This is a genomic window from Streptomyces sp. NPDC048192 (assembly GCF_043202415.1).
Taxonomy (GTDB): Bacteria; Actinomycetota; Actinomycetes; order Streptomycetales; family Streptomycetaceae; genus Streptomyces.
The window spans coordinates 121,490-147,591 of record NZ_JBIDAL010000010.1 but is presented as its reverse complement, the minus strand read 5'-3'; the positions used below and the strand labels follow the sequence as shown (position 1 = coordinate 147,591).

Genomic DNA, 26,102 nt, shown 5'->3' with positions numbered 1-26,102 from the left:
GCCCAGTGTACGGCTGTCGGGTACACCCGGGGCAAGGTCGGTGCCCTCGCGGCGGCTCGTGCGGATAGCGTCGCGGTATGACGGTGACTTGGGAAGAGCTGGGCTGGGAACGGCTGGCCGCGGGCGTCGGCCGGTGCCGGCTGCCCGGCTGGGACTGCACGGCCGGTCTGGTCCTCGGCGCGGGTACGGCGCTGATGGTGGACGCCGGCTCCAGTCTCGCCGAGGGCGCCCGGCTCCGGGGCCGTGCCGAGGAACTGGCCGGCGGCCGTGTGACCCATCTCGCGCTGACCCACCCCCACTTCGACCACGTCTTCGGGGCGGCCGCCTTCGCGGGCGCGGAGGTGTACGGGGCGGTGGGCCTGGACGCCGTCCTCGCCCACGAACGCGAGGCGCTGCGCCTGGACGCCGTCCGCAACGGACTCGCGGTGGCGGACGCCGACGAGGCGGTGGACGCGCTCGTGCCGCCCGGCCACCCGGTCTCGGGCGAGTGGACCCTGGACCTCGGCGGCGGCCGTCAGGTCCTGCTGGCCAACGTGGGCCCGGGCCACACCGGGCACGATCTGGCGGTCCTCGTCCCCGGGGACCGGGAGGTGGTCTTCTGCGGCGACCTGGTCGAGGAGTCCGGCGCACCGCAGGCCGGTCCGGACGCCGTCCCGTCCCGTTGGCCGGACGCCCTGGACCGTCTCCTCGCCCTGGGCGGCGAGGACGCGCTGTACGTGCCCGGTCACGGAGCGGTGGTGGACGCGGGTTTCGTACGGCGCCAACGCGACGAGCTGGCAGCACGTTTCGGCGTGTCGTAGGTACGGCCCCACCGCTTCTCCTATCGTCATCCGAATGCGCCAGTACGCCGCCGATCTCACCCCTCCGTGGAAGAAGAAGCCGAAACCCGTGCCGGAGGTACCGGCGGAGCCGGGTCTGGTGGTGGAGGAGGCCGGTACCGGTTTCTGCGGGGCGGTGATCCGCTGCGAGGCGGGCACGGTGACGCTGGAGGACCGCTTCGGCAAGCACCGGGTGTTCCCGTTGGAGCCGCGCGGCTTCCTGCTGGAGGGCCGCGTGGTCACGCTGGTGCGGCCGTCGTCCGGCGGCCCGGCACGGCCCGCCCGCACCGCCTCCGGTTCGGTCGCCGTGCCCGGCGCGCGCGCCCGCGTGGCCCGCGCCGGCCGCATCTACGTCGAGGGCCGGCACGACGCCGAGCTGGTCGAGAAGGTCTGGGGCGACGACCTGCGCGTCGAGGGCGTGGTGGTGGAGTACCTGGAGGGCGTGGACCACCTGCCGTCGATCGTGTCGTCCTTCGCGCCGGGCCCCGACGCCCGGCTGGGCGTGCTGGTGGACCACCTGGTGCCGGGCACGAAGGAGTGGCGGATCGCGGAGTCGGTGACCAGCGAACACGCCCTCGTCGTCGGCCACCCGTACATCGACATCTGGCAGGCGGTGAAACCGGCCGCGCTGGGCATCCGGGCCTGGCCGACGGTGCCGAAGGGACAGGACTGGAAGACGGGCGTGTGCCGGGCCCTGGGCTGGCCGTCGGAGAACACCGGGGCGGTGTGGCAGGCGATCCTGAAACGGGTGACGTCCTACAAGGACCTGGAGCCAGAGCTGCTGGGCCGGGTGGAGGAGCTGATCGACTTCGTCACGGCCCCGGAGTGACGCGCGCGGCGGCCTCGCGGATGCGCCGCTTGTGGCCGGCCCGGTCGGGCGCGCCCGGGCGGTAGTGGCTGGGCTGCTCGACCCGCCCGAACCACACGCCGGGCGGCGCCCAGCGCCGGAACGCCTCCTCGTACACGCCGAAGAAGTGCCGTACGTCGAACCGGTAGCGCAACCGCGGCAGCCCCAGGCGCAGCGGCGCCACGTCCCGGACGAACTCCCAGAGCAGGGGATGGTCGCAGTCGATGTCACCGCGGGGGCAGAGCTCCAGCGTGTAGAGGTGGGTGCGGCCGAAGGGCGCCCAGTAGATCCCGGCCCCGGCCAGCGAGTCCCAGGGGATCAGCACGGCCTGCTTGCCCTGCATCACCCAGAAACCCTGGCTGTCCAGGGCCGTGACCCGACGGCGCCACGACCACACCGGGCGGAGCACGAACAGGCTCACGAGGCCCGGCAGGAACGGCCAGCCGGAGGCGTCGCCCTGCCACAGGACGATGAACAGGCCGGTCACGCCCATCCCGCCGAACGGCAGGACGATCAGCAGCAGCAACCACAGCAGCCACCGCAGCCCGAACCGCACCACGGTGGCGTCGGTTTCCGGCCATCTGTCGGAGATCATGCCCGGGGACCCTATCCGTACGACGATCAGTCCACCAGGTCCCTGACCACGGCATCCGCCAGCAGCCGCCCCCGAAGCGTCAGCACCGCCCGGCCCTCCCGGTACGGTCCCTCCCGCAGGAGACCGTCCGCCAGCGCCCGGCGGGACGCCGCGAGCCCCTCGTCCTTCAGCAGGGCCAGCGGCACACCCTCCCGCAGCCGCAGCTCCAGCAGGATCCGCTCCACTCGCCGGTCCTCGTCGGACAGCAGCTCCCGCCCGGCGCCCGGTGAGCGGCCGGAGGCGAGGGCCGCCGCGTACGCCCCGGGATGCTTGACGTTCCACCAGCGCACGCCGCCCACGTGCGAGTGCGCGCCGGGGCCGGCGCCCCACCAGTCGGCGCCGCGCCAGTACAGCTCGTTGTGCAGGCAGCGGCCCGCCCGCGAGGTGGCCCAGTTGGAGACCTCGTACCACTCGAAGCCCGCCGCGCTCAGGGTCTCCTCGGCGATCAGGTACCGGTCCGCGTGCACGTCGTCGTCGGTCATCGGGATCTCGCCCCGGCGGATGCGGCGGGCGAGCTGGGTGCCCTCCTCGACGATCAGGGCGTACGCGCTGATGTGGTCCGGGCCCGCCCCGATCGCCGCGTCCAGGGAGGCCCGCCAGTCGTCGTCGCTCTCCCCGGGCGTGCCGTAGATCAGGTCCAGGTTGACGTGCTCGAAGCCCGCCGCGCGGGCCTCCGCGACGCAGGCCTCGGGGCGGCCGGGGGTGTGGGTGCGGTCCAGCACGTCCAGCACATGCCTCCTGGCGCTCTGCATGCCGAAGGAGATCCGGGTGAAGCCGCCCTCCCGGAGCGCGGCGAGGTACGCGGGGCCGACCGACTCGGGGTTGGCCTCCGTCGTGATCTCGGCGTCCGGCGCCAGCCCGAACTCGTCACGGACGGCCCCCAGCATCCGTACGAGATCTTCGGCCGCCAGCAGGGTCGGCGTGCCGCCGCCGACGAACACCGTGCGCACCGGGCGCGGGTCGTCGCCGAGCACCTTGCGGGCGAGGCGGATCTCGTCGGTCAGCGTGCCGGCGTAGTTGTCGCGGGACGCCAGGACGCCGCCGGTGCCGCGCAGCTCGGTCGCGGTGTAGGTGTTGAAGTCGCAGTAGCCGCAGCGGGTCGCGCAGTACGGGACGTGGAGGTAGAACCCGAGGGGCCGCTCGGCGGCGCCGGCGAGCGCGTGCGCGGGCAGCGCGCCGTCGGCGGGGACGGGCTCGCCGTCGGGGAGTGCGGAAGGCATGCCTTCCATTGTCCAGCACCGGCGCCGTGACCCCGCCGCCGTCACTCCGCCTGGAGGACCAGCAGGGCGAGGTCGTCCTCGGGCGGGCTGCCGCTGAAGTCGTGGACCAGGCGGCGGATCCTTTCGGCGATCTCCTCGGCGCTCAGGCCGGTGCAGCCGGACAGGGCGTGGGCCAGGCCGTCGCCGTCGTCGAACTGGCGGGAGCCGGAGCGCCGCTCGGTCACCCCGTCGGTGACGCACAGCAGGCTGTCGCCGGGCCGCAGGTCGATGCTCTCGCTGGTGTACGTCTCGTCCTCGACGACGCCGAGCAGGGTCTGCGGACGGGCCGCCGTGCGCACGGTGCCGTCGGGGCTGAGGACGAGCGGGAGCGGGTGCCCCGCGGAGGCGAGGGTGCAGTGGACCCCGCCGTCGTACGGCGTCAGCTCGCCGTACAGCAGCGACAGGAAGCGGGTCTGCGGCCCGTCCCCGGCGGCCACCGGACGGCCGCCCGCCGCGACCAGGGCGCGCGCGGCGGCGTCGGCGGCCTCGGTGGCGTCGTCCAGCAGGAGCTGGTTGAGGCGGTCGAGGACGTCGGCGACGCGGTAGCCCTCGCGGGCGAGGAGGCGGAGCCACGGGCGGGCGAGGCCGATCACGACGGCCGCCTCCGGTCCCTTGCCCTGGACGTCCCCGACGGCGAAGCACCAGCGGCCGTCGCCGGCCGGGAACAGGTCGTAGAAGTCGCCGCTGGGGCCGCCCTTGTCGCACGGCTCGTAGACGAGGGCGCTGCTCATCCCGGGGATCTCGGCGACCGCGCCGGGCAGCAGGCCGCGCTGCAGGACCGCGCTGATGGTGGCCTGGCGGGCGTACTGGCGGGCCGCGCCGATCGCCAGGGCCACCCGGCGGCCCAGGTCCTCCACGAGCCCGGTGACCTCCTCGCGGAAGCCGGCCGTCCCGCACCGGCCGATGACCAGTGTGCCGAGCGGCCGGCCGCCCGCGATCAGCCGGTACGCCAGTGCCGTGCCGTCGGCGCCCTGCGGGCCGAGCGCGGGGCCCGGCCACGGGTACGGTTCGGGGCCGGAGCGCAGGCCCTCGCCGGGGCAGGGCGGCTCCTTCTCCAGGGCGCAGCGCAGCTCCTCGATGCGGTTCTCGCTGGCGTGCCAGACCCGGTCGGGCCCGCCGGCACCGCGGCCGCGCACGGTCGCCTCGTCCTCCAGCCACACCGCGCACCAGTCGGCGAGCCGGGGCACGATGAGCTGGCCGGTGAGCGCCGTGACCAGGTTCTCGTCCAGCTGTCCGGCGAGCAGGTCGGAGGCCTCGGCGAGGAACGACAGCGCGCCCCGGCCGAGCCAGTCCCGGTCGCCGTCGGCGCGGTGCGGCTGCGGGGCCAGGTCCTCGGCGACCTCCAGGGCCGCGTCCGGCGCGGAGGCGTCCGGGCCGTCCACGCCGCCGGGCGGCAGCCTGGCCCAGACGGTCTTGGCGCCGGCGCGGTAGGTGACGCCCCAGGACTCGGCGAGGGTGGTGACCAGGCGCAGGCCGCGTCCGTACTCGGCGGTGTCGTACGAGCCGTCGCCGCCGAGGGCGTCGCGCGGGGCGCGGGAGGGGTGCCGGTCGCCCACCTCCACGACGAAGGCGCCGGTCTCCTCCAGCCGCCAGTCGACGTCCACGTCCGTACCGGCGTGCACGACGGCGTTGGTGACCAGCTCGCTGACCACGGCCAGGGCGTCGTCGACGAGCCGGGGCGAGACCCCGGGCGCCTCGGCCAGCGCGGCCTGCACCAGGGCGCGGGCCGCCCCGGGCGCGAGGGGGCTGCCGGGCAGCGTGGCCCGGCCCCGGGCCTCACTGGCCCGGGGCTCGCTCTCCCTCTGCGTCGGTATGGCCGCCATGTCCATGCGGCCAGGGTGACAGACAGGGGGCGGTCATAAGCGGGGAGTTACCGAAATGGACAGAAGTGGGCGCCTTTTGAGCGCCGGTGAACATCGAGGGGTGCGGGGCCGTGTCGCCACGCGGCTGCGCCGCGTGGGCGCCGGAGACCACGGATCACCCGCCGCCGGACGGCCCCGCCACCCCTTCGAAAACCGCTCAGGCCTCCCGCGTGCCGGCGTACATCTCCTCGATGAGGTCCTTGTACTCCCGCTCCACGACGGGCCGCTTCAGCTTCAGGCTCGGCGTGATCTCCCCGTGCTCCACGTCGAGGTCCCGCGGCAGCAGCCGGAACTTCTTGATGGTCTGCCACTTCTGGAGCCCCGCGTTGAGCTCCCGCACATAGCCGTCGACCATCTCGACCGTCTGCGGGGCGGCGACGATCTCGGCGTACGACCTGCCCTCCAGCCCGTTCTCCTTCGCCCAGTCCAGGATCGCGATCTCGTCCAGGGCGATGAGGGCGGTGCAGTAGTTCCGGTCGGCGCCGTGCACCAGGATGTTGGAGACGTACGGGCACACCGCCTTGAACTGCCCCTCGACCTCGGCCGGCGCCACGTACTTGCCGCCGGAGGTCTTGATCAGGTCCTTCTTGCGGTCGGTGATGCGCAGGTAGCCGTCGGGCGACAGCTCGCCGATGTCGCCGGTGTGGAACCAGCCGTCGGACTCCAGCACCTCGGCGGTCTTCTCGGGCAGCTTGTGGTAGCCCTGCATGATGCCGGGGCCGCGCAGCAGGATCTCGCCGTCGTCGGCGATGCGCACCTCGGTGCCGGGCAGCGGCTTGCCGACAGTGCCGGTGCGGTAGGCCTCGCCGGGGTTGACGAAGGAGGCGGCGGAGGACTCGGTGAGGCCGTAGCCCTCCAGGATGTGGATACCGGCGCCCGCGAAGAAGTAGCCGATCTCGGGCGCGAGCGCGGAGGCGCCGGAGACGCAGGCGCGCAGCCGGCCGCCGAAGGCCTCGCGGAGCTTGGCGTACACCAGGGTGTCGGCGACCTTGTGCTTGGCGGCCAGCCCGAACGGCACGGCGGCGGTGCCGGTGCGCCGGAAGTTGTCCTGGCTGACCTTGGCGTACTCGCGGGCGACCCCGGCGGCCCACTGGAAGATCTTGTACTTGGCCGGACCGCCCTCGCGGGCCTTGGCGGCGACGCCGTTGTAGACCTTCTCGAAGATGCGCGGCACGGCCGCCATGTACGTCGGCTTCACCACCGGCAGGTTCTCGATGATCTTGTCGACGCGGCCGTCGACGGCGGTGACGTGACCGACCTCGATCTGGCCGGAGGTGAGCACCTTGCCGAAGACGTGCGCGAGCGGCAGCCACAGGTACTGCACGTCGTCCATGGTGACCAGGCCGGTCGCGGCGATCGCCTTCGCCATGTACGCCCAGTTGTCGTGCGGGAGCCGGACTCCCTTGGGGCGGCCGGTGGTGCCGGAGGTGTAGATGAGCGTGGCGAGCTGCTCCCTGGCGATCGCACCGACCCGCTCCTTGATCAGCTGGGGGTGCGTCTCCAGGTAGGCGGCGCCGCGCCGCTCCAGCTCGGCGAGGGTGATGACCCAGTCGCCCGCCTCGACGCCGGCCGGGTCGATGACGACGACCTTGGTCAGGTCGGGCAGCTCGGCGCGCTTCTCGACCGCCTTGGCGACCTGGGCCGCGTCCTCGGCGATCAGCACCCGGCTCTCGGAGTCGGAGAGGATGAACGCCGACTCGTCCGCGTTGGTCTGCGGGTAGACGGTCGTGGTCGCGCCGCCCGCGCACATGATGCCGAGGTCGGCGAGGATCCACTCGACGCGGGTCGAGGAGGCGAGCGCCACGCGCTGCTCGGGCTGGACGCCCAGCTCGATGAGGCCGGCCGCGATCGCGTAGACCCGCTCGGCCGCCTGCGCCCAGCTGAGCGACTTCCAGTCGTCGGGGCCCTGACCGGAGGCAGGAGGCACCGGGTAACGGTAGGCCTCGGCGTCCGGTGTGGCCGCCACGCGCTCCAGGAAGAGGGCCGCCACGGACGGCGGACGGTTCTCGATCAGGGTCTGTGTGTCGCTCACGACATCCTCCGGGGCCCGCGACGGTGCGGCGTACTCGGTGCGGCTGGGTTCACTCACGGTGGGGGTTCGTGCTGCTGCTGCGCTGTTGTTTAACTCGCGAGTAACTATCGAGCAGGGATCAGAGTAAGCCGCGACCGGCCGCTGCGTAAGGGGCTTCGGCCAGTCACTTTCCAGTCGCCGCGACGCCATGGACGCCCAGGGGCCCGCCGCGCTTTCGCACGACGGGCCCCTTTGTGTCCCGTTTGTCGACGTAACCGGCTGTTACCTCTGGTTACTTCTTGCCCTTGGCCGACCCCGCACCGTCATCACTCGACAGCACGGCGATGAACGCTTCCTGCGGAACCTCCACGGAACCCACCATCTTCATCCGCTTCTTGCCTTCCTTCTGCTTCTCGAGCAGCTTCCGCTTACGGGAGATGTCACCGCCGTAGCACTTGGCGAGGACGTCCTTGCGGATGGCGCGGATGGTTTCGCGGGCGATGACCCTCGAGCCGATGGCGGCCTGCACCGGCACCTCGAAGTTCTGCCGCGGGATCAGCTCCTTCAGCTTGGCGACGAGCCGCACGCCGTACGCGTACGCCTGGTCCTTGTGGGTGATCGCCGAGAAGGCGTCGACCTTGTCGCCGTGCAGCAGGATGTCGACCTTGACCAGGGAACTGCTCTGCTCGCCCGTGGGCTCGTAGTCGAGGGAGGCGTAGCCGCGCGTCTTGGACTTCAGCTGGTCGAAGAAGTCGAAGACGATCTCCGCGAGCGGCAGGGTGTAGCGGATCTCGACCCGGTCCTCGGAGAGGTAGTCCATGCCGAGCAGGGTGCCGCGCCGGGTCTGGCACAGCTCCATGATCGCGCCGATGAACTCGGTGGGCGCCAGGATGGTGGCCCGCACCACGGGCTCGAAGACCTCCTGGATCTTGCCCTCGGGGAACTCGCTCGGATTGGTGACCGTGTGCTCGGTGCCGTCCTCCATGATCACGCGGTACACCACGTTGGGGGCGGTGGCGATCAGGTCCAGACCGAACTCGCGCTCCAGCCGCTCCCGGATCACGTCCAGGTGCAGCAGGCCGAGGAAGCCGACGCGGAAGCCGAAGCCGAGCGCGGCCGAGGTCTCCGGCTCGTAGACCAGCGCGGCGTCGTTGAGCTGCAGCTTGTCCAGGGCCTCGCGCAGCTCCGGGTAGTCGGAGCCGTCGAGCGGATACAGGCCCGAGAAGACCATCGGCTTCGGGTCCTTGTACCCGCCGAGCGCCTCCGTCGCCCCCTTGTTCTGACTGGTGACGGTGTCACCGACCTTGGACTGGCGGACGTCCTTCACACCGGTGATCAGATAGCCCACCTCGCCGACGCCGAGGCCGTCGGCCGGCAGCATCTCGGGCGAGTTGACGCCGATCTCCAGCAGCTCGTGGGTGGCGCCGGTCGACATCATCCTGATGCGCTCGCGCTTGTTGAGCTGGCCGTCGATGACACGGACGTACGTCACGACACCGCGGTAGGAGTCGTACACCGAGTCGAAGATCATCGCCCGGGCGGGCGCGTCGGCGACGCCGACCGGCGCCGGGATCTCCTTGACGACCTTGTTCAGCAGCGCGTCCACGCCGAGACCGGTCTTGGCGGAGACCTTGAGGACGTCCTCCGGGTCACAGCCGACCAGGTTCGCCAGCTCCTCGGCGAACTTCTCCGGCTGCGCCGCCGGCAGGTCGATCTTGTTGAGTACGGGGATGATCGTGAGGTCGTTCTCCATCGCCAGGTAGAGGTTGGCGAGGGTCTGCGCCTCGATGCCCTGGGCGGCGTCGACGAGGAGGATGGTGCCCTCACAGGCGGCGAGCGACCGCGAGACCTCGTAGGTGAAGTCGACGTGCCCCGGGGTGTCGATCATGTTGAGGATGTGGGTCGTGCCCTGGTCGGGGCCCTCGGTGGGGGCCCAGGGCAGACGCACCGCCTGGGACTTGATCGTGATGCCGCGCTCGCGCTCGATGTCCATCCGGTCGAGGTACTGAGCACGCATCTGCCGCTGCTCGACCACACCGGTCAGCTGGAGCATCCGGTCGGCGAGCGTGGACTTGCCGTGGTCGATGTGCGCGATGATGCAGAAATTGCGGATCAGAGCCGGGTCGGTACGGCTCGGCTCGGGCACATGGTTAGGGGTCGCGGGCACGCAGGGTCCTGTCTCTTGAGGCGCCTTATGCCTCGGGTCGGATCGATACGTAGTCTCCATGGTCCCACGCGGAGGGACCGGGGACCGTTTTGGGCCGCTCGCAGGGCCACTGGTACTGTAGATGGCTGTGCCTCATGCCCTCTCAGCGCGAGGCGCGACAAACAATTTTGGATCACCGGTACGGGACCTTCGCGGCCCCGCACCTGAACCTGAAAAGGCTCCTTCGTGGCGAACATCAAGTCCCAGATCAAGCGGATCAAAACCAACGAGAAGGCCCGGCTGCGCAACAAGGCCGTCAAGTCCTCCCTGAAGACCGCGATCCGCAAGGCCCGTGAGGCCGCTGCCGCGGGTGACGTCGAGAAGGCCACCGAGCTGCAGCGCGCCGCCGCGCGTGCCCTCGACAAGGCCGTCTCGAAGGGCGTCATCCACAAGAACCAGGCCGCCAACAAGAAGTCGGCGCTTGCTTCCAAGGTCGCGACCCTCAAGGGCTGAACCTCCTCTTTGATCTGACCGCCGGAAGGACCCAGAGCGGGCCCTCTCTCATCCGCTCCCGACCGGCACCCCGGATTCGCACGCGGCCTGCGTTCGCCACGCGGGTGCGAGTCCACCAGCTCGACCGAAGGCCCCTCCGCTCCCCCTTCCCCAGGGTGGGTGGCGGGGCTTTCGGCATGCGGGGGGCGACTTTCACAAGCCGGGGCGGGGATGGGGGATCGGGGGCCGGGTGGGGTTCTCAGGGGCTGGGGTGGGGTTCTGAGGTTCCGGGGGGCTCAGGGGCCGGGTGGGGTTCTCAGGGACCGGGGTGGAGTTCTCAGTGGCCGGGGTGGAGTTCGGCAAGCAGGGGCTGCGGCGGAGGCTCCGGTATCCCTCGGCATCCCCCGCTATCCGTCTATTCGCCTATCCGCGGCCGCGGGAGCGAGCGGCGCGGGCGATCACCACGACGGCCTTCTCCAACGCGTACTCCGGGTCGTCGCCGCCGCCCTTCACGCCCGCGTCGGCCTCGGCGATCGCCCGCATCGCCACCGCGACCCCGTCCGGTGTCCACCCCCTCATCTGCTGCCGTACCCGATCGATCTTCCACGGCGGCATCCCCAGCTCCCGCGCCAGATCCGCCGGCCGCCCCCCGCGCGCGGAGGACAGCTTGCCGATCGCCCGCACGCCCTGGGCGAGCGCGCTGGTGATCATCACCGGCGCCACGCCCGTCGCCAGCGACCATCTGAGCGCCTCCAGCGCCTCCGCCGTGCGCCCCTCCACGGCCCGGTCCGCGACCGTGAAGCTGGAGGCCTCGGCCCGGCCGGTGTAGTACCGCCCGACGACCGCCTCGTCGATCGTCCCCTCCACGTCGGCGACCAGCTGGGAGACCGCCGAGGCCAGCTCCCGCAGATCGCTGCCGATGGCGTCGCAGAGCGCCTGGCACGCCTCGGGCGTGGCCGAACGCCCGAAGGAGCGGAACTCGCCCCGCACGAAGGCCAGCCGGTCCGCCGGCTTGGTCATCTTGGGGCAGGCGACCTCCCGCGCGCCCGCCTTGCGCGCGGCGTCCAGCAGTCCTTTGCCCTTGGCCCCGCCCGCGTGCAGCAGCACGAGCGTGATCTCCTCGGCGGGCGCCCCGATATACGCCTTCACGTCCTTGACCGTGTCAGCGGACAGGTCCTGCGCATTGCGTACGACCACGACTTTCCGCTCGGCGAAGAGCGAGGGACTGGTGAGCTCGGCGAGCGTGCCGGGCTGCACCTGGTCCGGGGTGAGGTCGCGTACGTCCGTGTCGGCGTCGGCGGCCTTGGCGGCGGCCACCACCTCCTGCACGGCACGGTCGAGCAGGAGGTCCTCCTGGCCCACGGCGAGCGTCACCGGGGCGAGAGGGTCGTCATTCGCAGTCTTCCTGGCCATCGCTCAAAGCATCCCACGCGGCACTGACAATCAGGCTCCCCACAACCCCTGACCGTTCCCTGACCGCACCCGGAGCAGCTCTCGGGGATGGACGGTGCTTGGCGGGCGGAGGTTCGGTGACGGGGGTTCGGCGGGCGGGGCTTGGCGGGCCGGCGGTTCGGGGGGCAGGGGTTCGTAGGGCCGGGGCTTAGGGGCGGGGGGCGAAGGGCCGGGGCTTAGCCCGCGGCTCGGCAGGCATGGGCTCAAGGACGCAGGGTTCGGCAGGCCGGGATTCAGGGACCCGAGTCTCCGCGGGCCAGCGCGGAGGGGCCCGCGGCTCGGCAGGCCCGGGCTCAGGAACCCGGGGCTCGGCGGGTCGCGGCGCGAGCGAGGCCGAGGGGTTGAAGCGGGGCCGAGGGCAGGAAGCGGGGCCGGGACCGGGGCGGCTCATGCGGCGCCGTGCCGGAGCCTTCGCGCTCGCTGGTCATGGCTCGCCGGTCGCGGCTGCCGGTCACGGCTCCTCGCGCCAGCCGTCCCACTCGCCCGCGAACGCGTCCAGTTCCGCCGGATCCAGCCGTCCGTCCTCGTCCCGCAGCACCACCAGCCACTGCGCGTCCTCGGCGTCGTCCTCCCCGGCCAGCGCGTCCCGGACGAGCCGGGGCTCCTCGTCGATGCCGAACCGCTCTCCGAGCGCCTCGGCCGCCCCCTCCGCCGCGTCCCGGTCGGGCAGCACCAGTACATGTCGCACATCACTCACGGCCACATTCTCCGGCACCGCTCGGACACCGGATCGCCAGGTCAGCCCTTGGGCACGATCTGCACGTCGAGGTCGACCCGGATGCTGGGACCGACGACCGCGATGCCCCGCGCCAGCATGGACTGCCAGCTCACGGTGAAGTCGTCCCGGTGCAGTTCCGTGGTGGCCCGGCAGGCCGCCCGTACCTCGCCTTCCATGCCGTTGCCCAGCCCGAGGTACTCGGCGTCGAGCGTGACCGTGCGGGTCACGCCGTGCAGCGTCAGCGCACCGGTGATCGCCCACCGGCTGCCGCCCTTGTGGACGAACCGGTCGCTGTAGAACTCCAGCGTCGGAAACCGCTGCACGTCCAGGAAGTCCGCCGAGCGCAGATGGTCGTCCCGCGTCCGCACGCTCGTGTCGATGGACGCGGCGTCGATCACCACGTGCATCGCCGACTGCTCCACCCGCTCCCCGATCCGCACCGCCCCGGCGAACGAGTTGAACCGCCCGTGGATCCGGGCCAGCCCGATGTGCCGCGCGGCGAAGCCGATCGAGGAGTGCATGGGCTCGATCTCCCACTCGCCCGGGGCCGGCGGCTCCGGCGGCTGGGCCACCTGAAGGACCACGTCACCGAGGGAGGCGAGGGAGTTCTCGCCGACCAGCGCGGTGGCCCGGTAGGGCGCATAGCCCTCCGCCGACACCGCGAGGCGGTCCTCCCGCCGGCACGACCGTCATGAACGACCCGTAGGGGTCCGTGCCGCCGCTCACGACCTTGCGGCCCATGGCGTCGCTGACCGCGAACTCCGCCCCTGCGACCGGACCGCTGACCGGATCGACCACGCGGCAGCTCAGCACTCCGGCGCCGGGCGGCGTCTGCACCGCCGTCAGGGGACCCGTCTGCTGCATCCGCTTCGCCCGGTCATTCCGCCAGCGGCCGAACATGCACGACACCCCTGTACGCCTCGACATCACCTGTTGCCGAAGATCCATTCGGTCACCGATGCGGCTTTCGAGGCAACTCGCGCCCACATAGCGGGAATCAGGCACAAGCGCCGGAACTGAGCCCAATTACGGGTTCGGGCTCGGGTTCCGGTCCCGCACCGTCGGCACCCGGTCCAGCTCGATCCCGAACCTCTCCCGGTACGCCGTCAGGATCGCCTCCTCGGTCTCCAACTCCGTTGCGGTGCGCGTGCCGTCGACCGCCGTCGTCTTCAGTTCGCGCCCGCTGAGCGTGATCCTCCCGCCGTCCTCGGTGAGCCGGGAGCAGACCAGCGACCGGGTGAAGTGCGACAGCGGGGAGGTGCTGTGCCACCAGGCGCCGGCCACGAAGTCCCCGAGCGCCCGGGGCCGCGTCTCCAGCCGGTACCGCGGTGTCCCATCCTGTACGACGTCCAGGTCCCCGGCGCCGGCCGAGCCGCCGCCCCGCACCCCGGCCGCGTCCGGCCCGGCGTCCGCCACCCGGAACACCCCGCCGGGGTCGGCCTGCTCCGCGCGGTCCGTGCAGCGCAGCGGGTGGTGGCTGTGCGCCCCGAACCCGACGTCCGCGATCCAGGAGTCCCCCTCCACCGTCCCGACCCGCAGAGCCAGATGGTCGTAGGGGATGCCGAGCCGTCCCTCGGCGCCGTACACGCGTGCAGCGAGCAACTCCACCTCGTAGCCGAGTGCGGTGAGCAACGCACCGAAGGCGCCGTTCAGTTCGTAGCAGAAGCCACCCCTCCCACGTCCGATCAGCTTGTCCAGCAGCCGCTCCTCCTCCAGCACGATCTCCTCGCCGAGGTGGATCGACAGGTTCTCGAAGGGCACCGTCCGCAGATGGCGCAGATGCAGCTCGTGCAGCGCCCCGCTGGTGGGTTTCGGCGGGCGCTTAGCGCTGATCCGGCGGAGATATGCGTCGGCCTGACGTGAGTCCATGCATCCAGTCTGGTCGAATCCCGGTCATCGGTCTCTCGCCACCCGCATCTCCCCGCCCGTCCCACCGGTTTCGCCGACCGCGAGCTCTCCGTCCCGGTCGGTGCGCAGCACCAGCGCTCCGCCCGTCCGCAGCGCGGCCACGGTCGCCGGGGCCGGGTGTCCGTACGGGTTTCCGCAGGGTCTCCGACTAGTAGTTCTAGGAGACACCCGCCATGGCGGCATCTGTGCAGGTCAGAGGCCTTGAGCCTTCGACTCACTCACACGGGACCGTGACCACTCAGCTCAGGGGCGTGTCTTGCCTCCGCCTGTCCGTACTGACCGACGAGACCACCAGCCCGGAACGCCAGCGAGAAGCCAACCGGGGCGCTGCAATGGCGCTGGGAATTGACCTTGCCGACCGGGAAGCCGTTGATCTCGGAGTAAGCGCAAGCAAGACCACGCCCTTTGAGCGCCCGGAATTGGGTGCCTGGCTTCGTCGCCCCGATGACTTTGACGCGCTGGTCTTTTGGCGCTTTGACCGCGCGGTCCGATCCATGGAAGACATGCACAACTTGGCTGCATGGGCACGCGAACACCGGAAAATGATTGTGTTCGCCGAAGGTCCGGGCGGGCGACTGGTGCTGGACTTCCGCAATCCGCTGGACCCCATGGCTCAGCTCATGGTCACGCTCTTCGCCTTTGCGGCACAGATGGAAGCTCAGGCAATCCGGGAACGCGTGACCAGCGCCCAGGCAGCAATGCGCGTCATGCCCCTTCGTTGGCGCGGTTCCCGTCCGCCGTATGGCTACATGCCCGCTCCCATGGAAGGCGGCGGCTACACGCTGGTGCAGGACCCGGAAGCCGTTGCCGTGCTTGAGCGCATCATCAAGGAACTCAAGGGAGACCCCAGCAAGGGCGTTCCCCCTAAGAGCCTTGCCGCAATTGCACGGGGGCTCAACGAAGACCAGATTCCCTCTTCCCGGGATCACTGGAGCATCAAGCAAGGGCGTAAGACGGGCGGAAAGACAGGCGGTGCGGCTGGTGAAACCGTCGTACGGGGCCGATTCACTTGGCGACACGGCGCGATTAAGCACCTTCTCACCTCTGAGCGCCTGTTGGGGTGGAAGGTCACGGAAACAGGGCCGGTGCGGGACAGCGAAGGCCGGCCAGTCATGGCTAGCCCTGAGCCGATTCTCACCCGCGAGGAATTCGACGCAATCGGCGCTGTGCTGGCTGAGCGCTCTGTAGACAACAAGAAGCCGGACCGCGTGGACACTGTGGCTCTTCTGCTCCGGGTCATTCACTGTGAAAGCTGCGGGGAGCGGATGTATCTGCACCAGCCGTCCCCTAAGAGTAAGAGCACCAGCATGACCCACACATACAAGTGCAGCGCACACACCCGGGGCCGTAAGTGCGATGCACCCGCAATCATCAAGCGGGAATGGGCCGATGAGTACGCGGAGCGTGAGTTTCTACGGATGCTGGGAGCGCTCGAAGTCACGCACACGCGCACCATTCCGGGGTATGACCCTCAGCCTGAGATTGCCGCCACGCTCGCTGAGTACGAAGAGCACCAGGCGCAACAGGGGCGGCAGAAGTCCAGTGCGGCTAAGGCAGCGTGGCAGAAGCGGGCGGATGCCCTTGACGCACGACTGGCTGAACTGGAAACGCGTGAGCGTGTGGAGCCCCGTACTGAGGTAATCGGGACTGGCAAGACCTATACGGACCTGTGGGCGGAAGCCGACTTGGCCGGAAAGCGAAAGCTGTTGCAGAGCGCCGGGGCGTATCTGAGCGTTAAGCGCGCGCAGCGTGGGGGGTGGCGCACGTTGGATACCCGGCGCGTCAACTTCGACGTGAAACACCCGTTCTTCGCTGAGGCAGCAGACGCAATCACGGCCGTGGCAGCGGAGTTGGAAGCCGCAGAGCGCTAGCCACATAGGCCCAACAGCGCCCAACCCAGGCCCCGTCAGGCAGCGACGCCCGGCGGGGCTTTTCTCGTGCCCTCAGCGCCCCTGTGAGCCCGCTTGGCGGGGTGAGGCAACCTGGCACCCGAGAAGTGCCGGAACGGCTCAGACGGGCACTCAGGGCGCTTGCTGGCGCCATCCACAGGGTTGCGGATGTCCCGACACGCGGACGCAGTTGTCCACAGTTGCTGTTGATATCTCAACTTACGAGACTGGTCTAGACCTCTTTGGTTCAGCGGGAAGGGCGAACCTACACGCCACAACCTGACATACCATCAGCTAGACCCCACTTGACCTGCATAAACTTCTCTCCAGTGTAGAAGTGTAGAAAGTGCACCCACTCTCATAACCGATATAGGTTTCTATGCCGATATCGAGACTGACTGCCAAACCTACACTTCTGCATTCCTTATGGTTTTTGGGCACCGACCCCCGTCAGCGGTAACGGGTCCGTAACGCTTTAGCCGGTCGCTCAGAATCACGTGACTTTCAGTCGAAATAGGCATTCGACTCACTAGACACATCTTGAAGGCACCTTCCGTGTCTTCGCTGCGGACCGCACCCCTGCTGAGGTCTGCCCATGAACGCCCGTGCGGGGGCAGCTCCAAGAGCATTTCCGCACACCTCTAAAGGCCCAATCCGGGTTGACTCGCATGACTGGCAGGGGTGCCTAGTTGTGCTGAGTCCCTGGATTGGGCCTTTAGTCGTTCCTGCACCCCACCGAAAGAACTTCACATGACTTCCGTCGAATCTGAGTACCGTGCAATGCACCGCCGGCTAGACGCTCTGAGGCTTCCTGCCAAATACCATGCGTGCGCCTGGTGCTTCCTGAGTGCCGACCAGTGGGCTTACCGCTGGAATGACGAGAATGAGCGCAGCGAAGACGGGCGCGTGTGGTCTGAGGACAGCCGGAATTACGTTGCCCTTTGCCGCTCCTGCCATCGGAAGATGGACCAGGCTTACCGGCGTGTCGGCCGTGAGGGTCTGGAAGAAACCATTGCCCCGCTCATCAAGGCCGCCTATGCCGCTGTGCGCGATGAACGGCGCTTCACTGAGGGCATGGCCCGGGAACGCAGCGCGAAGGCCGCACACGCATTCCTAGACGCTCAGGACAAGGGCCTAGGAAGTCGCTACGGCAGGCAGCCAGTCGACGCCGAGCGCGCAACACATGCCCGGCTAGTCCGCGCCTATGCGGCTGGTGGTCGCTGATGCGCACTGCGTTCGTGGTTGATCTGGTCAGCCTCACATTCCTGGTGTCTCTGCTCTATCGCGCTGCGGGGGTTATCTGATGGCATTCCGAGACTCCGACCATGCACACGTACCGGATATCTGCGCTGCACTGGACGCACTGATACGCACCGACCCGAACGGTTCCGTAAAGGTAGAAGACCTATTCCGGGACGTACAGGGCTGGCTGTGGCGGAACGGCAAGAATGGTGCTCCCTACGGCCCGTACGCAAGGACACTCCGAAGCCTAGGCATTCGAGTGGAGAAGCGTACAGCCCATGGAATCGCCTACGCACAGCCGAAGCATAAAGGCCCCTCGCTGGATTCCCGCATTCGTAGCGCGCTGCGCTGGCAGGGCTAGCCACCTCCGAAATTCGTAGGTGCTCAAAGACTCCGCTGACTGGTCTCAGCGGTAAGGGCTAGATTCATAGCCCAATCTCCTAAGTCGGGAGTGGTTACCCCGCATGCCCATACCCGGGCGTCTTCAGGTGCGATACCTGCCGGGTATGGGCTCACATTCTTCCCCGCCGCTCCCGGGTTCCGTGTCCTGGTCCGGTTGAGCGGCGGGGATTCAACAAAGGACACAGATCATGACTTCTCTTCTTGCGCAGCTTGCAGATGATCAGTTTGCCGCCTGCCAGATCGTTGCAGCGATAGCCCACAGCGCGCCGGATGCTCAGCTTCCCGTTTCTGCGCTTGCACAGGCGCTCTTTCTTGACGAAGACGAAATGCGCACCCTGTACGGCAGCCACATGACCGCTTCTGAGGTGGTCACGTACGCGACCAATTGCCCGGCGTCGCACTTGCTGACGTTCATCTACAGCGAGGGAGGTAAGGCCGATGCCTGAGGCGCCTACTCCCGCTGAGGGAACGCCGGACCAGAGTCCCGAAACCTCCGCGCCGGCTGCCGCACCTGATAACACGTCAGGTGAAGGGAATTCGGCGAACCGAGAAGCCGCGAAGTACCGAACGAAGCTCCGCGAAGCTGAAACGAAGCTAGAGGCTGCCGAAGCCCGAATTGCGGCGCTACTGCGCAAGGAGATTGAGGCACACGCAGCGGACAAGCTAGCCGTTGGTGCTGATCTCTTCGAAATAGGCAAGGTCAACGTTGAGGATCTGACCGACCCGGAAGGGAACGTCATGCCGGACGCCGTTGATGCCGCAATTGAAGCGCTCCTAGCGAAGCGTCCTGGTCTCGGCAATCCCAATCGCCCCTGGGGTGATGTTGGTGGGGGCCGTCACGAAGTGGCAGAACGCCCTCTGAGCATGCTTGACGCACTTCAGTTCAAGGGACGCTGACAAGGGTCCGGGGTGGTTTCCTGCCCCGGATCATCCACATAACTGAATACCCATCTACATATATCCGTAGGTGCCTTCTGAGAATCCGCTAGTGCCCCAGGTGGGCGGCGGATTTTTCGCTGTTTGGGCCAGGTGCCCGCATTTCCGCGCTGCCAGGTGCAGCGGGCTCCATTCATCGCGCTGGCCATTCGCCGCGCACATGCCCAAACACAAAGGACTTTCAGCATGACCATGCTTACTCCTGCCAACGGTGCCGTTCTACCCCCGGAGTACGGGGAGATTGTCACGAAGCCCGTTGAGGCTCTTTCCGTCGCTTACCTGGCCGGTACGAAGGTCATCACTAAGGCGCATGACTACCGCATTCCGATTCTCGCGTCTGACGTGACCGTTGGCGCTGTGGCTGAGGGCGCGGAGATCACCCCGTCTGACGCTGACTTTGATGAGCTGGTGGTTACCCCGGCTAAGTTCGCTGGCCTGACCATTGTCAGCCGTGAGCTTGCCGACGATTCCAACCCTTCTGCGACTGACCAGATCGGACGGAGCATCGCACGGCAGATTGCCAACAGCGTGGATAACGCGCTATTCAATGCGCTGTCTTCGCCTAACCCGGCTGGCTTCGCTTCGCTGGCCGGTATCTCGACTGTTTCTGCCCCGGTCACGTACGCCAACCTTGACCCGTTCGAAGAGGCCGTTTCTCTCAGTGAGGCTTCCGGGGGCCGGATTACCTCTTGGGTCACAGGTGCTGCCACGGCCCTTGAGATTGCGAAGCTCAAGGATGCGACCGGTTCCAACAAGGCGCTTCTAAACCCGGACCTGACCGCTGATGGACGCCGTACCATTCTCGGCCGTCCGATCATCGTTAGCCCGTACGTTCCGGCTGACACGGTTTACGGCATCAGCAAGGATGATTTGCTTGTGGTGACCCGTGAGGACACGCGCCTTGACGTTGACCGTTCGGCGTACTTCTCCTCTGACCGTGTCGGCGTGCGAGGCACCATGCGAGTTGCCTTCGGTATGCCCGTGGCTGGTGCTCACGTCCGCATCACCAACGCTGCTTCCTAATGACGTAGCCACATGATCTGGCCCCGTCATCACCTTTACTGGCACCGGGTGATGACGGGGCTATTCCTGTATGTGCCGGCCTGCCCCCACCTCCGAAATTCGTAGGTGCCCACCCATGCCCCCGGGAGTACCGACATGCCGAGAAAGCCAATGAAGCCGTGCAGCCAGCCGGGATGCAGTGAGCTGACCAATGGTGGTCCATGCGCTCAGCACAAGAGGCAGCGCGAGGAACAGCGGGGCAGTGCGAGCAAGCGTGGTTATGACGTTGGCTGGCAGCGCAAGCGCAAGGCTTACCTGTACGCGAATCCGTGGTGTGTCCTGTGCAGTCGCGCGGCAACCGTCGCTGACCATTGGCCGCTGAGTCGAAAGCAATTGCAAGCAAGAGGTGAGCCAAACCCTGATGCACCTAAGCACCTTCGACCACTGTGCAAGCCATGCCATGACAGTGAGACCGCGAAGAATCAGCCTGGTGGTTGGGCAGCCGAGAAGGTGAAGCCTCAGCCGCCGAAGCCTGATGACGTTCCTCCGTTCTGAGACCTACCCGGGTGGGGGGTGACCCCCTTCCCCCTCAGAGATTGACCGGCAGGGAGGGAAAAAGCTAGCGCCGCAAGCAGAGCCATTTGCGCGGGCTTACAGATCGTCCGCAATATAGTGACACTCTTCACAAAGGTCATTTCCTCCTTGTCCGTACTCATTGGCCGGGGGGCGTTTGGACCGTTCGATTAGGGAATCATACGTGTGTACTGTATAGCCTGCTTCGATGGACTTCATTGCATTCAGCCGCTCTCGGTCGGCATCTGTCACTGACTTGCGTCGCCCAATCACAATCTGAGAGCGCATGTAGTGTCGAGTCAAATTCGCGAGACCGAGCCCAAATGGCTTCGGTTTCTGCGCGTAATCTTGATTCTTCTCGATCCAATACCGCCATTCGGCTACCTGCTGTACGGCTTCCACCATCTTCTCTGCTGGCTTCCCGTTGCTCGGGTTGAACCATAGTGCTGTAGGGCTTTCCAGTTCCACCAGTCGGTAATTCAAGAAGATGCTTTCCGTTCGAGCGGCCATGAAGTCTGGCCTTAGCTCGTTACCCAAGCGCACTTCCTGTTTTATCCACCAGCAATGGCCAGGCCCTAGGAAGCGGGCCAGAATCTGTGGATACTCCCAAAGGATTTTCTGCATCGGCTTTTCGTTGGTGGCGGCTTCGACTTCCGCTCGAAATCTTGCAACGAGACTCGACTCAATCGATTCCAGGGCACAAACCCGCTTGAAGCCGAGTGGCGAAAGAATTTGATGCGCCGCGTTAACTCGTCTGTCGAGTTCACCGTCATATTCGAAAACCACAGCCATACCCCCTTTGAATGCGATCAACTTGAAGATTTTAGGCTGCACTATCTAGGATCGCTCGCACCTCCGGTACGTTCGCATATACCTGCAACCGGCCGAGAACGACGCGCACCCGTTCGGCCACTCTTTCTGACGGTGTGTCAGATCCTAGGGAAATGACCCGTCCGGCCACTGCCGCCGACTCTTCCGGCTCATTCGCGTCAGCCAGCGCAACGGCCAGCCAAGACAGGTACAGGGCCAATTCCCGGGTGTGCGTGGCGTCATAGCCGCTGAGGACTTCCCGGAGCAACGGCACAGCGCGCAAGGGTCGGTGAAGCTCTGTGTAAACCCGGGATTCCATGACCCGGAGTTCTCCAGCGTCCACCCAATACAGGTAGGCAGGCGATTCCGTCCCGGGGCTGTCTTCGCTGAGCGCCTGCCCGGCTTCCCCCAGTGCACGCATGGCTTGCTGCCCGTTCTCCACTCCCCCGGCTTTCGTGTGCGCCCATGCCACCCGGTCCAGGTATAGCGCGCGGGCTTTCGGGGGTGCGTCGCTGCCAGCGTCATTCAAGGCGGCTTGTGCCAGCGTGAGCCCTTCGGATTCCCGACCTGTGTTGCTGAGCTGGTAGGCAAGAGACCCGGCAATGTTCCCGGCAAGGGTGTGGTCCTCGGCCTGTCTTGCCGCGCTGATTCCTAGCCGGTAGATGCGCTCTGCCTCTTCGTGCTGCCCGGCGTCGCTGGCAATCCATCCGGCAATCTGTGCCAACTCTCCGATCTGCCTGAGTAGTTGGCGCCCTACTTCGCTGCCGTAGGTGTTCTCTCGGTACAGCTTCACAGCGCGCCGAAGGTCCCGAAGGGCAGGACGAATAAGGTCTCCGCCGGCCAGCACATCATCAGCAAGCCTGAGCCCGTGCACGCGCTGTTGTAGGTCATCCACCGTGGACATGCCGATACGGCCGGTACGGGCTTCCAGCGGGCTTAGCGGGTCCCCTTCGGGCAGGAAGTCAGCGAGGGTCGGCAAAGGGGGCTCAGCGGGCTTCTGAGGCTCCCTGAGCACATCCACGGACACGCCTAGGGCGGCAGCGAGGAACGGCAGCCACTCACGGGGCGTGCGCTTGCCTGTCTCCCATCGGCTGATCTCTTGCCGTCCGACCGGATCACCAATCACCCCGGCTGCCTGACAGACCTCATGCGCTAGCCGTGCCTGACTCCACCCGCGCTGTTCGCGCAGACGTTTGATGTTGGCCCCGATGCTGGTCCCCATGTCTCCAATTCTGGCCGACATCTGGCCTACATGTGGCCGCTAGTTCTAGATCGACTTCGGGCGGACGCTGGGGCGCATGACGGAACCGAAGCGATACCCAAGCGCGCCGGTCGAGCTTCCGTACCGGGCAGCCGAATTGGAGCCAACGCCCGTTGACGGATGCGCCGGTTGTCGAGAGCTGGCCAACGTTCGGGACCGTGCGCGGGCGGGTGGCGACTGGACAACCGTGACTGACTGCAACGTCCTTATGGCGCGGCACCCGGACGGGCATGGATGACCACAGCGCCAGAGCGCCCGAAGCGCCGTGCTGTCACGCCATACCACCCAAAGCCACGCGCCGGACGAACGGGCGGAGAAGAGCCCTGGTCTCTGTGGAAATTCGGGGACCTGTGCGGGTGCTGCGCTGGGCACCGTGAAATTTGGTGTGACGGGTGCTGGGGATTCGACGGATGTGCACTCTGCGGATGGACGTTTAAGCGTGCCTGCCCCGTATGTGTCGGTGGGGATGCGGAACCTATCCGCTGGTAAGACTCCGGCCCGCTGGGCTTCGCCGATGGCTCAGTGTGTGTCGGCTGCCCCGTCCGTGTGCTACTCCCCCTGTGGCATACGGGCGGGGCTTCCTGCTACCCGGTATTCAGCGCTGGCTCAGGGCTTCGCGTAGGGCCTTTTCCAGTGCCCTTGCCGCTGGGGCATACATGGGTTCGCTGAGCCGTTCCCCGCGCAGTTCCGCCACGCTGGCAACATCCTTCACGGCGTCAGCCAACTTGACCACCAGGGCGCACAGTTCAGCGCGTGAGACTTCCGGGCGCTGGGCCATGGTCAGCGCGTAAGCGGCATCACTGCGCGCCATGCGGATGATGTGAGCTTCCGCGCGGTCCGCAATCTGGTCCACCTCCCCCGGCGCTACGTACTCCGCCCTGCCATCCGGATCGGTCCACGGAAGGCGGCGCATGGGCTCTTGTGTCCCAGTGCCGATAGGCTCAGGCATGCCGACTCCAATCAGTCGGTAAGCCCCGGTGCGGAAGCCATCACCCTTCCCGCCGGGGCGCTGATTTTTACGTGATCAGGTTACGCGGCTGGAACCCTTCGAGTGCAGGTAACTGCCGTAATTTGGGCCTCACTTCTGCCGTTGCGTTGATGCGCTGACCAGGTAGGACGTGCTAGAACTGGAAGTCACGACCCTACGGGTTGTCCTCACCACAGCTGATGAGCGCCACTCGGGGAGCCGCGAGCCGTATCAGCTCCGGATCCTGGTACGCCGACCCGTGATGGGCGACCTTCAGCACGTCCACACCGGCCAGCTCGGCCGCCACCGGCGAGCGTGCCAGCGCCTGTTGGGCCGGCGGTTCCAGATCGCCCAGCAACAGCAGCCGCAGACCGCCGGAGCGGACCAGCATCGCGATGCTGGCGTCGTTCGGATCCTCCGGCTCGGGCACCGGTCCCGGCCAGAGCGGGGTCCGTGTGTCCCCGGGCGGCCGGATATCCGGCGGGGGCCACAGGACCCGCCAGGACAGTGATCCCGTGCGGCGCTCCTCCCCCGCCACGGCGCGTGTGACCGGGATGTGCCGCGACGCCGCCTCCCTTCTGACGAACGCGGCCTCATCGGCGGGCTCCTCGAATCCCGTGGTCTCGATCGCGGCCACCGAACGGCCCCGCAGCACACCGGGCAGTCCCGCGACGTGGTCGGCGTGGAAGTGGGTCAGGACGAGCAGCGGGACGCGGGTGATGCCCAGGTGCCGCAGGCAGTGGTCGACCAGTGCCGGATCGGGTCCGGTGTCGACCACCACTCCGGCTCCCTCGCCCGCCGCCAGGACGGTCGCATCGCCCTGACCCACGTCGCACATCGCGTACCGCCAGCCCGGTGGCGGCCAGCCCGTGATCACCCGGGTCAGCGGCGCCGGCCGCACCACCGCCAGCAGCACCAGCACCCCGAGCAGCCCGCACCACCACGGGTGCCGTATCAGCCGCCGGCCGGCCAGGACGACGGCCACGGTGACCGCCGCGAGCGCCAGCGCCCCCGGCCAGCTGCCCGGCCAGTCGACTCCCGCACCGGGCAGCGCGGCTCCCGTCCGGGCGACTCGGGCGATCCAGCCGGCGGGCCACCCCGCGCACCACGCCAACGCCTTGGCGGGTGCCATCGCCACCGGCGCCGTCACGAGCGCCGCGAATCCCAGCACCGTGGCCGGCGCCACCGCCACCTCGGCCAGCAGGTTGCACGGCACCGCGACCAGGCTCACTCGCGCCGACAGCACCGCCGTGACCGGCGCACACACCGCCTGTGCCGCGGCGGCCGCTGCCAGCGCCTCCGCGATCCTGGGAGGCACCCGGCGCCGGCGCAGTGCCTCGCTCCAGCCCGGGGCCAGCACGAGCAGCGCGCCGGTGGCCAGCACGGAGAGCAGAAAGCCGTAACTGCGGGCCAGCCACGGGTCGTAGAGCACCAGCAGCAGCACTGCCGTGGCCAGCGCGGGAACCAGGCTCCTACGGCGTCCGGTGGCCAGGGCGAGCAGCGCGACCGCGCCGCAGGCCGCGGCCCGCAGCACGCTGGGGTCGGGCCGGCACACGACCACGAATCCCAGCGTGAGCACTCCGGCCAGCAGCGCGGTCGCCCGCAGCGAGAGCCCGAGCCGCCGGGCCAGGCCACGGCGCTCGGCCAGCTGCGCCAGCCCGGGCGGGCCGATGAGCAGCGCGAGCAGGACGGTGAGGTTGCTGCCGGACACGGCCAGCGTGTGCGCCAGGTCCGTCTCCTTGAACGCGTCGTCCAGCTCGGGTGTGATCCGTGAGGTGTCGCCGACGACGAGCCCCGGAAGCAGCGCTCGCGCGTCCCCCGGCAGGCCGTCGGTCGCCTCCCGCAGCCCGGCCCTGAGCCGTCCCGCCAGCCGTTGCGGTCCGCTGGGCCCGGCCACGATCCGCGGGAACGGACGGCCACGCACCCGCAGCACGGCCGCGGTCCGCTCTCCACCGTTCAGCGCGGGCGCCAGCCGCCCGCCGACCCGCAGGCGCGTGGACGGCAACAACCCGAGCCAGGCCTGCCGTGCCCCCTGCGGGCCCTGTGCACGCCATGTGCCCTGGGCACCTCGCGCACCCGGGCCGGCGGACAGCGCCGCGTCCTCCTTCCCCGCGGACCCGCTGTTCCGCGCGGCAGCTCCTTCCGGTGCCGGAGTGTCCGCGTCGACGACCAGCAGCACCGGGGTCCGTGTCCGCATGCTCGACCCATCGCTCCGCTCGACGCGCCGCACCTCCGCCCGGGCCAGCACCGCCACCGGCGCGGCGTGATCACCGCGCACGCGCGGCCGGCTCAGCCAGGGGTCACCGCTCACCTCCACCTCGGCGGTCACGGTCGCGTACCGCCGGGCCAGCTCGGGCACCGGCCCGCGCCGCAGGTCCGCTCCGTGAAGCCCGGCCGAGGCCGCCGCCGCGCCCGCGCAGAGCAGCACAGCGGCGAGGGAGGCACGGGCCCACGCGAACCGCCCGGACCGCGTCCTCCGTCCAGCAGGCCCGGTCGACCGCCCGGCTCGCACCCGCCGTCCGGAGTGGCTGGCTGATGGCGTCGGGGCATGCGGCGCTGCATGCCCCGCCGGTGCGTTGGGTCCCTGCCGTGCCGCCGCTCGATCAGCTGCCGTGTGCACCGCCGGCCCACTGGCTGCCGGCCGCGGCGCCGGTGTTCCAGGTCCCTGCCGTGCCGACGGTGCGTTCGCTGCCGTATGTGTCGCCGCCACCGGCCGTCGGGCCCTGCTCGGTCTCCGCACCCGCAGCAGGAGGACGCCGCCCACCAGGCAGGCGCCAGCGATCCCGGCCGTCCAGGGCGCCGGCGTGTCCAGTGTCAGGGCCGCCGTGGCCCAGGCCGCGAGCGCGGGCGGCACCAGGCGCAGGTCCAGGGGC

At 68.6% G+C, this 26,102-nt stretch carries 20 protein-coding genes and 1 pseudogene; 8 read left to right on the top strand and 13 right to left on the bottom strand.

Annotated features, from left to right (window positions below; all coding sequences use genetic code 11):
- Nucleotides 1-77 precede the first annotated feature (77 nt).
- Complete coding sequence (locus tag ACGFZN_RS22905; protein WP_393860312.1) at nucleotides 78-800, top strand: MBL fold metallo-hydrolase; 723 nt, start codon at nucleotides 78-80, stop codon at nucleotides 798-800.
- Nucleotides 801-834: 34 nt separating this feature from the next.
- The gene (locus ACGFZN_RS22900; protein ID WP_393860311.1) at nucleotides 835-1,647 is read left to right on the top strand and encodes a DUF3097 domain-containing protein; all 813 of its coding nucleotides are present in this window, start codon (nucleotides 835-837) and stop codon (nucleotides 1,645-1,647) included.
- On the opposite strand, the gene ACGFZN_RS22895 is transcribed toward ACGFZN_RS22900, so the two are convergent.
- From ACGFZN_RS22895 to lepA, 5 genes are all read right to left on the bottom strand, one after another.
- Nucleotides 1,631-2,260 carry a hypothetical protein gene (locus tag ACGFZN_RS22895; protein ID WP_393860310.1) on the bottom strand — a complete coding sequence of 210 codons (630 nt, stop codon included), beginning with the start codon at nucleotides 2,258-2,260 and terminating at the stop codon, nucleotides 1,631-1,633. The two genes, ACGFZN_RS22900 and ACGFZN_RS22895, sit on opposite strands and share 17 nt — an antisense overlap.
- A gap of 26 nt (nucleotides 2,261-2,286) precedes the next feature.
- Nucleotides 2,287-3,519: a radical SAM family heme chaperone HemW gene (hemW, locus tag ACGFZN_RS22890; protein ID WP_393860309.1), complete on the bottom strand. Its 1,233-nt coding sequence runs from the start codon at nucleotides 3,517-3,519 to the stop codon at nucleotides 2,287-2,289.
- 41 nt (nucleotides 3,520-3,560) lie between these two features.
- On the bottom strand, nucleotides 3,561-5,381 hold the full coding sequence (locus ACGFZN_RS22885; protein WP_393860524.1) for a SpoIIE family protein phosphatase: 1,821 nt from the start codon (nucleotides 5,379-5,381) through the stop codon (nucleotides 3,561-3,563).
- A gap of 196 nt (nucleotides 5,382-5,577) precedes the next feature.
- Nucleotides 5,578-7,452 carry an AMP-dependent synthetase/ligase gene (locus ACGFZN_RS22880; protein ID WP_393860308.1) on the bottom strand — a complete coding sequence of 625 codons (1,875 nt, stop codon included), beginning with the start codon at nucleotides 7,450-7,452 and terminating at the stop codon, nucleotides 5,578-5,580.
- A gap of 271 nt (nucleotides 7,453-7,723) precedes the next feature.
- Complete coding sequence (gene lepA / locus ACGFZN_RS22875) at nucleotides 7,724-9,598, bottom strand: translation elongation factor 4 (protein WP_393860307.1); 1,875 nt, start codon at nucleotides 9,596-9,598, stop codon at nucleotides 7,724-7,726.
- Between the two features lie 225 nt (nucleotides 9,599-9,823).
- On the opposite strand from lepA, the gene rpsT reads away from it, so the two are divergent.
- On the top strand, nucleotides 9,824-10,090 hold the full coding sequence (gene rpsT / locus ACGFZN_RS22870) for a 30S ribosomal protein S20 (RefSeq protein WP_061922887.1): 267 nt from the start codon (nucleotides 9,824-9,826) through the stop codon (nucleotides 10,088-10,090).
- Nucleotides 10,091-10,492: 402 nt separating this feature from the next.
- Here rpsT and holA read toward each other — a convergent pair whose 3' ends face one another.
- The 4 genes and pseudogenes from holA to ACGFZN_RS22850 form a co-directional block, all read right to left on the bottom strand.
- Complete coding sequence (gene holA / locus ACGFZN_RS22865) at nucleotides 10,493-11,482, bottom strand: DNA polymerase III subunit delta (RefSeq protein WP_393860306.1); 990 nt, start codon at nucleotides 11,480-11,482, stop codon at nucleotides 10,493-10,495.
- 490 nt (nucleotides 11,483-11,972) lie between these two features.
- The gene (locus ACGFZN_RS22860) at nucleotides 11,973-12,218 is read right to left on the bottom strand and encodes a hypothetical protein (RefSeq protein ID WP_393860305.1); all 246 of its coding nucleotides are present in this window, start codon (nucleotides 12,216-12,218) and stop codon (nucleotides 11,973-11,975) included.
- A gap of 41 nt (nucleotides 12,219-12,259) precedes the next feature.
- Nucleotides 12,260-13,103: pseudogene (locus tag ACGFZN_RS22855) on the bottom strand (YceI family protein).
- Between the two features lie 162 nt (nucleotides 13,104-13,265).
- Nucleotides 13,266-14,108 carry an arylamine N-acetyltransferase gene (locus ACGFZN_RS22850; RefSeq protein ID WP_393860304.1) on the bottom strand — a complete coding sequence of 281 codons (843 nt, stop codon included), beginning with the start codon at nucleotides 14,106-14,108 and terminating at the stop codon, nucleotides 13,266-13,268.
- 269 nt (nucleotides 14,109-14,377) lie between these two features.
- Between ACGFZN_RS22850 and ACGFZN_RS22845 the strand changes: the two genes are divergently transcribed.
- From ACGFZN_RS22845 to ACGFZN_RS22825, 5 genes are all read left to right on the top strand, one after another.
- Nucleotides 14,378-16,018 carry a recombinase family protein gene (locus ACGFZN_RS22845; protein WP_393860303.1) on the top strand — a complete coding sequence of 547 codons (1,641 nt, stop codon included), beginning with the start codon at nucleotides 14,378-14,380 and terminating at the stop codon, nucleotides 16,016-16,018.
- A 768-nt stretch (nucleotides 16,019-16,786) separates the two neighbouring features.
- Nucleotides 16,787-17,260 (top strand): hypothetical protein, encoded by a 474-nt coding sequence (locus tag ACGFZN_RS22840; RefSeq protein WP_393860302.1) that lies wholly within the window; start codon nucleotides 16,787-16,789, stop codon nucleotides 17,258-17,260.
- Between the two features lie 608 nt (nucleotides 17,261-17,868).
- Nucleotides 17,869-18,126 (top strand): hypothetical protein, encoded by a 258-nt coding sequence (locus tag ACGFZN_RS22835; protein ID WP_393860301.1) that lies wholly within the window; start codon nucleotides 17,869-17,871, stop codon nucleotides 18,124-18,126.
- The gene (locus ACGFZN_RS22830; RefSeq protein ID WP_393860300.1) at nucleotides 18,119-18,577 is read left to right on the top strand and encodes a hypothetical protein; all 459 of its coding nucleotides are present in this window, start codon (nucleotides 18,119-18,121) and stop codon (nucleotides 18,575-18,577) included. Before ACGFZN_RS22835 ends, ACGFZN_RS22830 begins: the two co-directional genes overlap by 8 nt.
- A 132-nt stretch (nucleotides 18,578-18,709) precedes the next feature.
- Entirely contained in the window at nucleotides 18,710-19,639 is a 930-nt protein-coding gene (locus tag ACGFZN_RS22825; protein WP_393860523.1) for a phage major capsid protein, read from the top strand.
- Nucleotides 19,640-20,269: 630 nt separating this feature from the next.
- Here ACGFZN_RS22825 and ACGFZN_RS22820 read toward each other — a convergent pair.
- From ACGFZN_RS22820 to ACGFZN_RS22805, 4 genes are all read right to left on the bottom strand, one after another.
- A complete protein-coding gene (locus ACGFZN_RS22820; protein WP_393860299.1) occupies nucleotides 20,270-21,004 on the bottom strand; it encodes a Shedu anti-phage system protein SduA domain-containing protein in 735 nt (244 codons plus the stop codon).
- A gap of 10 nt (nucleotides 21,005-21,014) precedes the next feature.
- Nucleotides 21,015-22,223, bottom strand: a complete 1,209-nt coding sequence (locus ACGFZN_RS22815) for a helix-turn-helix transcriptional regulator (protein WP_393860298.1) — start codon at nucleotides 22,221-22,223, stop codon at nucleotides 21,015-21,017.
- 634 nt (nucleotides 22,224-22,857) lie between these two features.
- Entirely contained in the window at nucleotides 22,858-23,115 is a 258-nt protein-coding gene (locus ACGFZN_RS22810) for a hypothetical protein (protein ID WP_393860297.1), read from the bottom strand.
- Nucleotides 23,116-23,404: 289 nt separating this feature from the next.
- Nucleotides 23,405-25,741 (bottom strand): ComEC/Rec2 family competence protein, encoded by a 2,337-nt coding sequence (locus ACGFZN_RS22805; protein WP_393860296.1) that lies wholly within the window; start codon nucleotides 25,739-25,741, stop codon nucleotides 23,405-23,407.
- Nucleotides 25,742-26,102 lie beyond the last annotated feature (361 nt).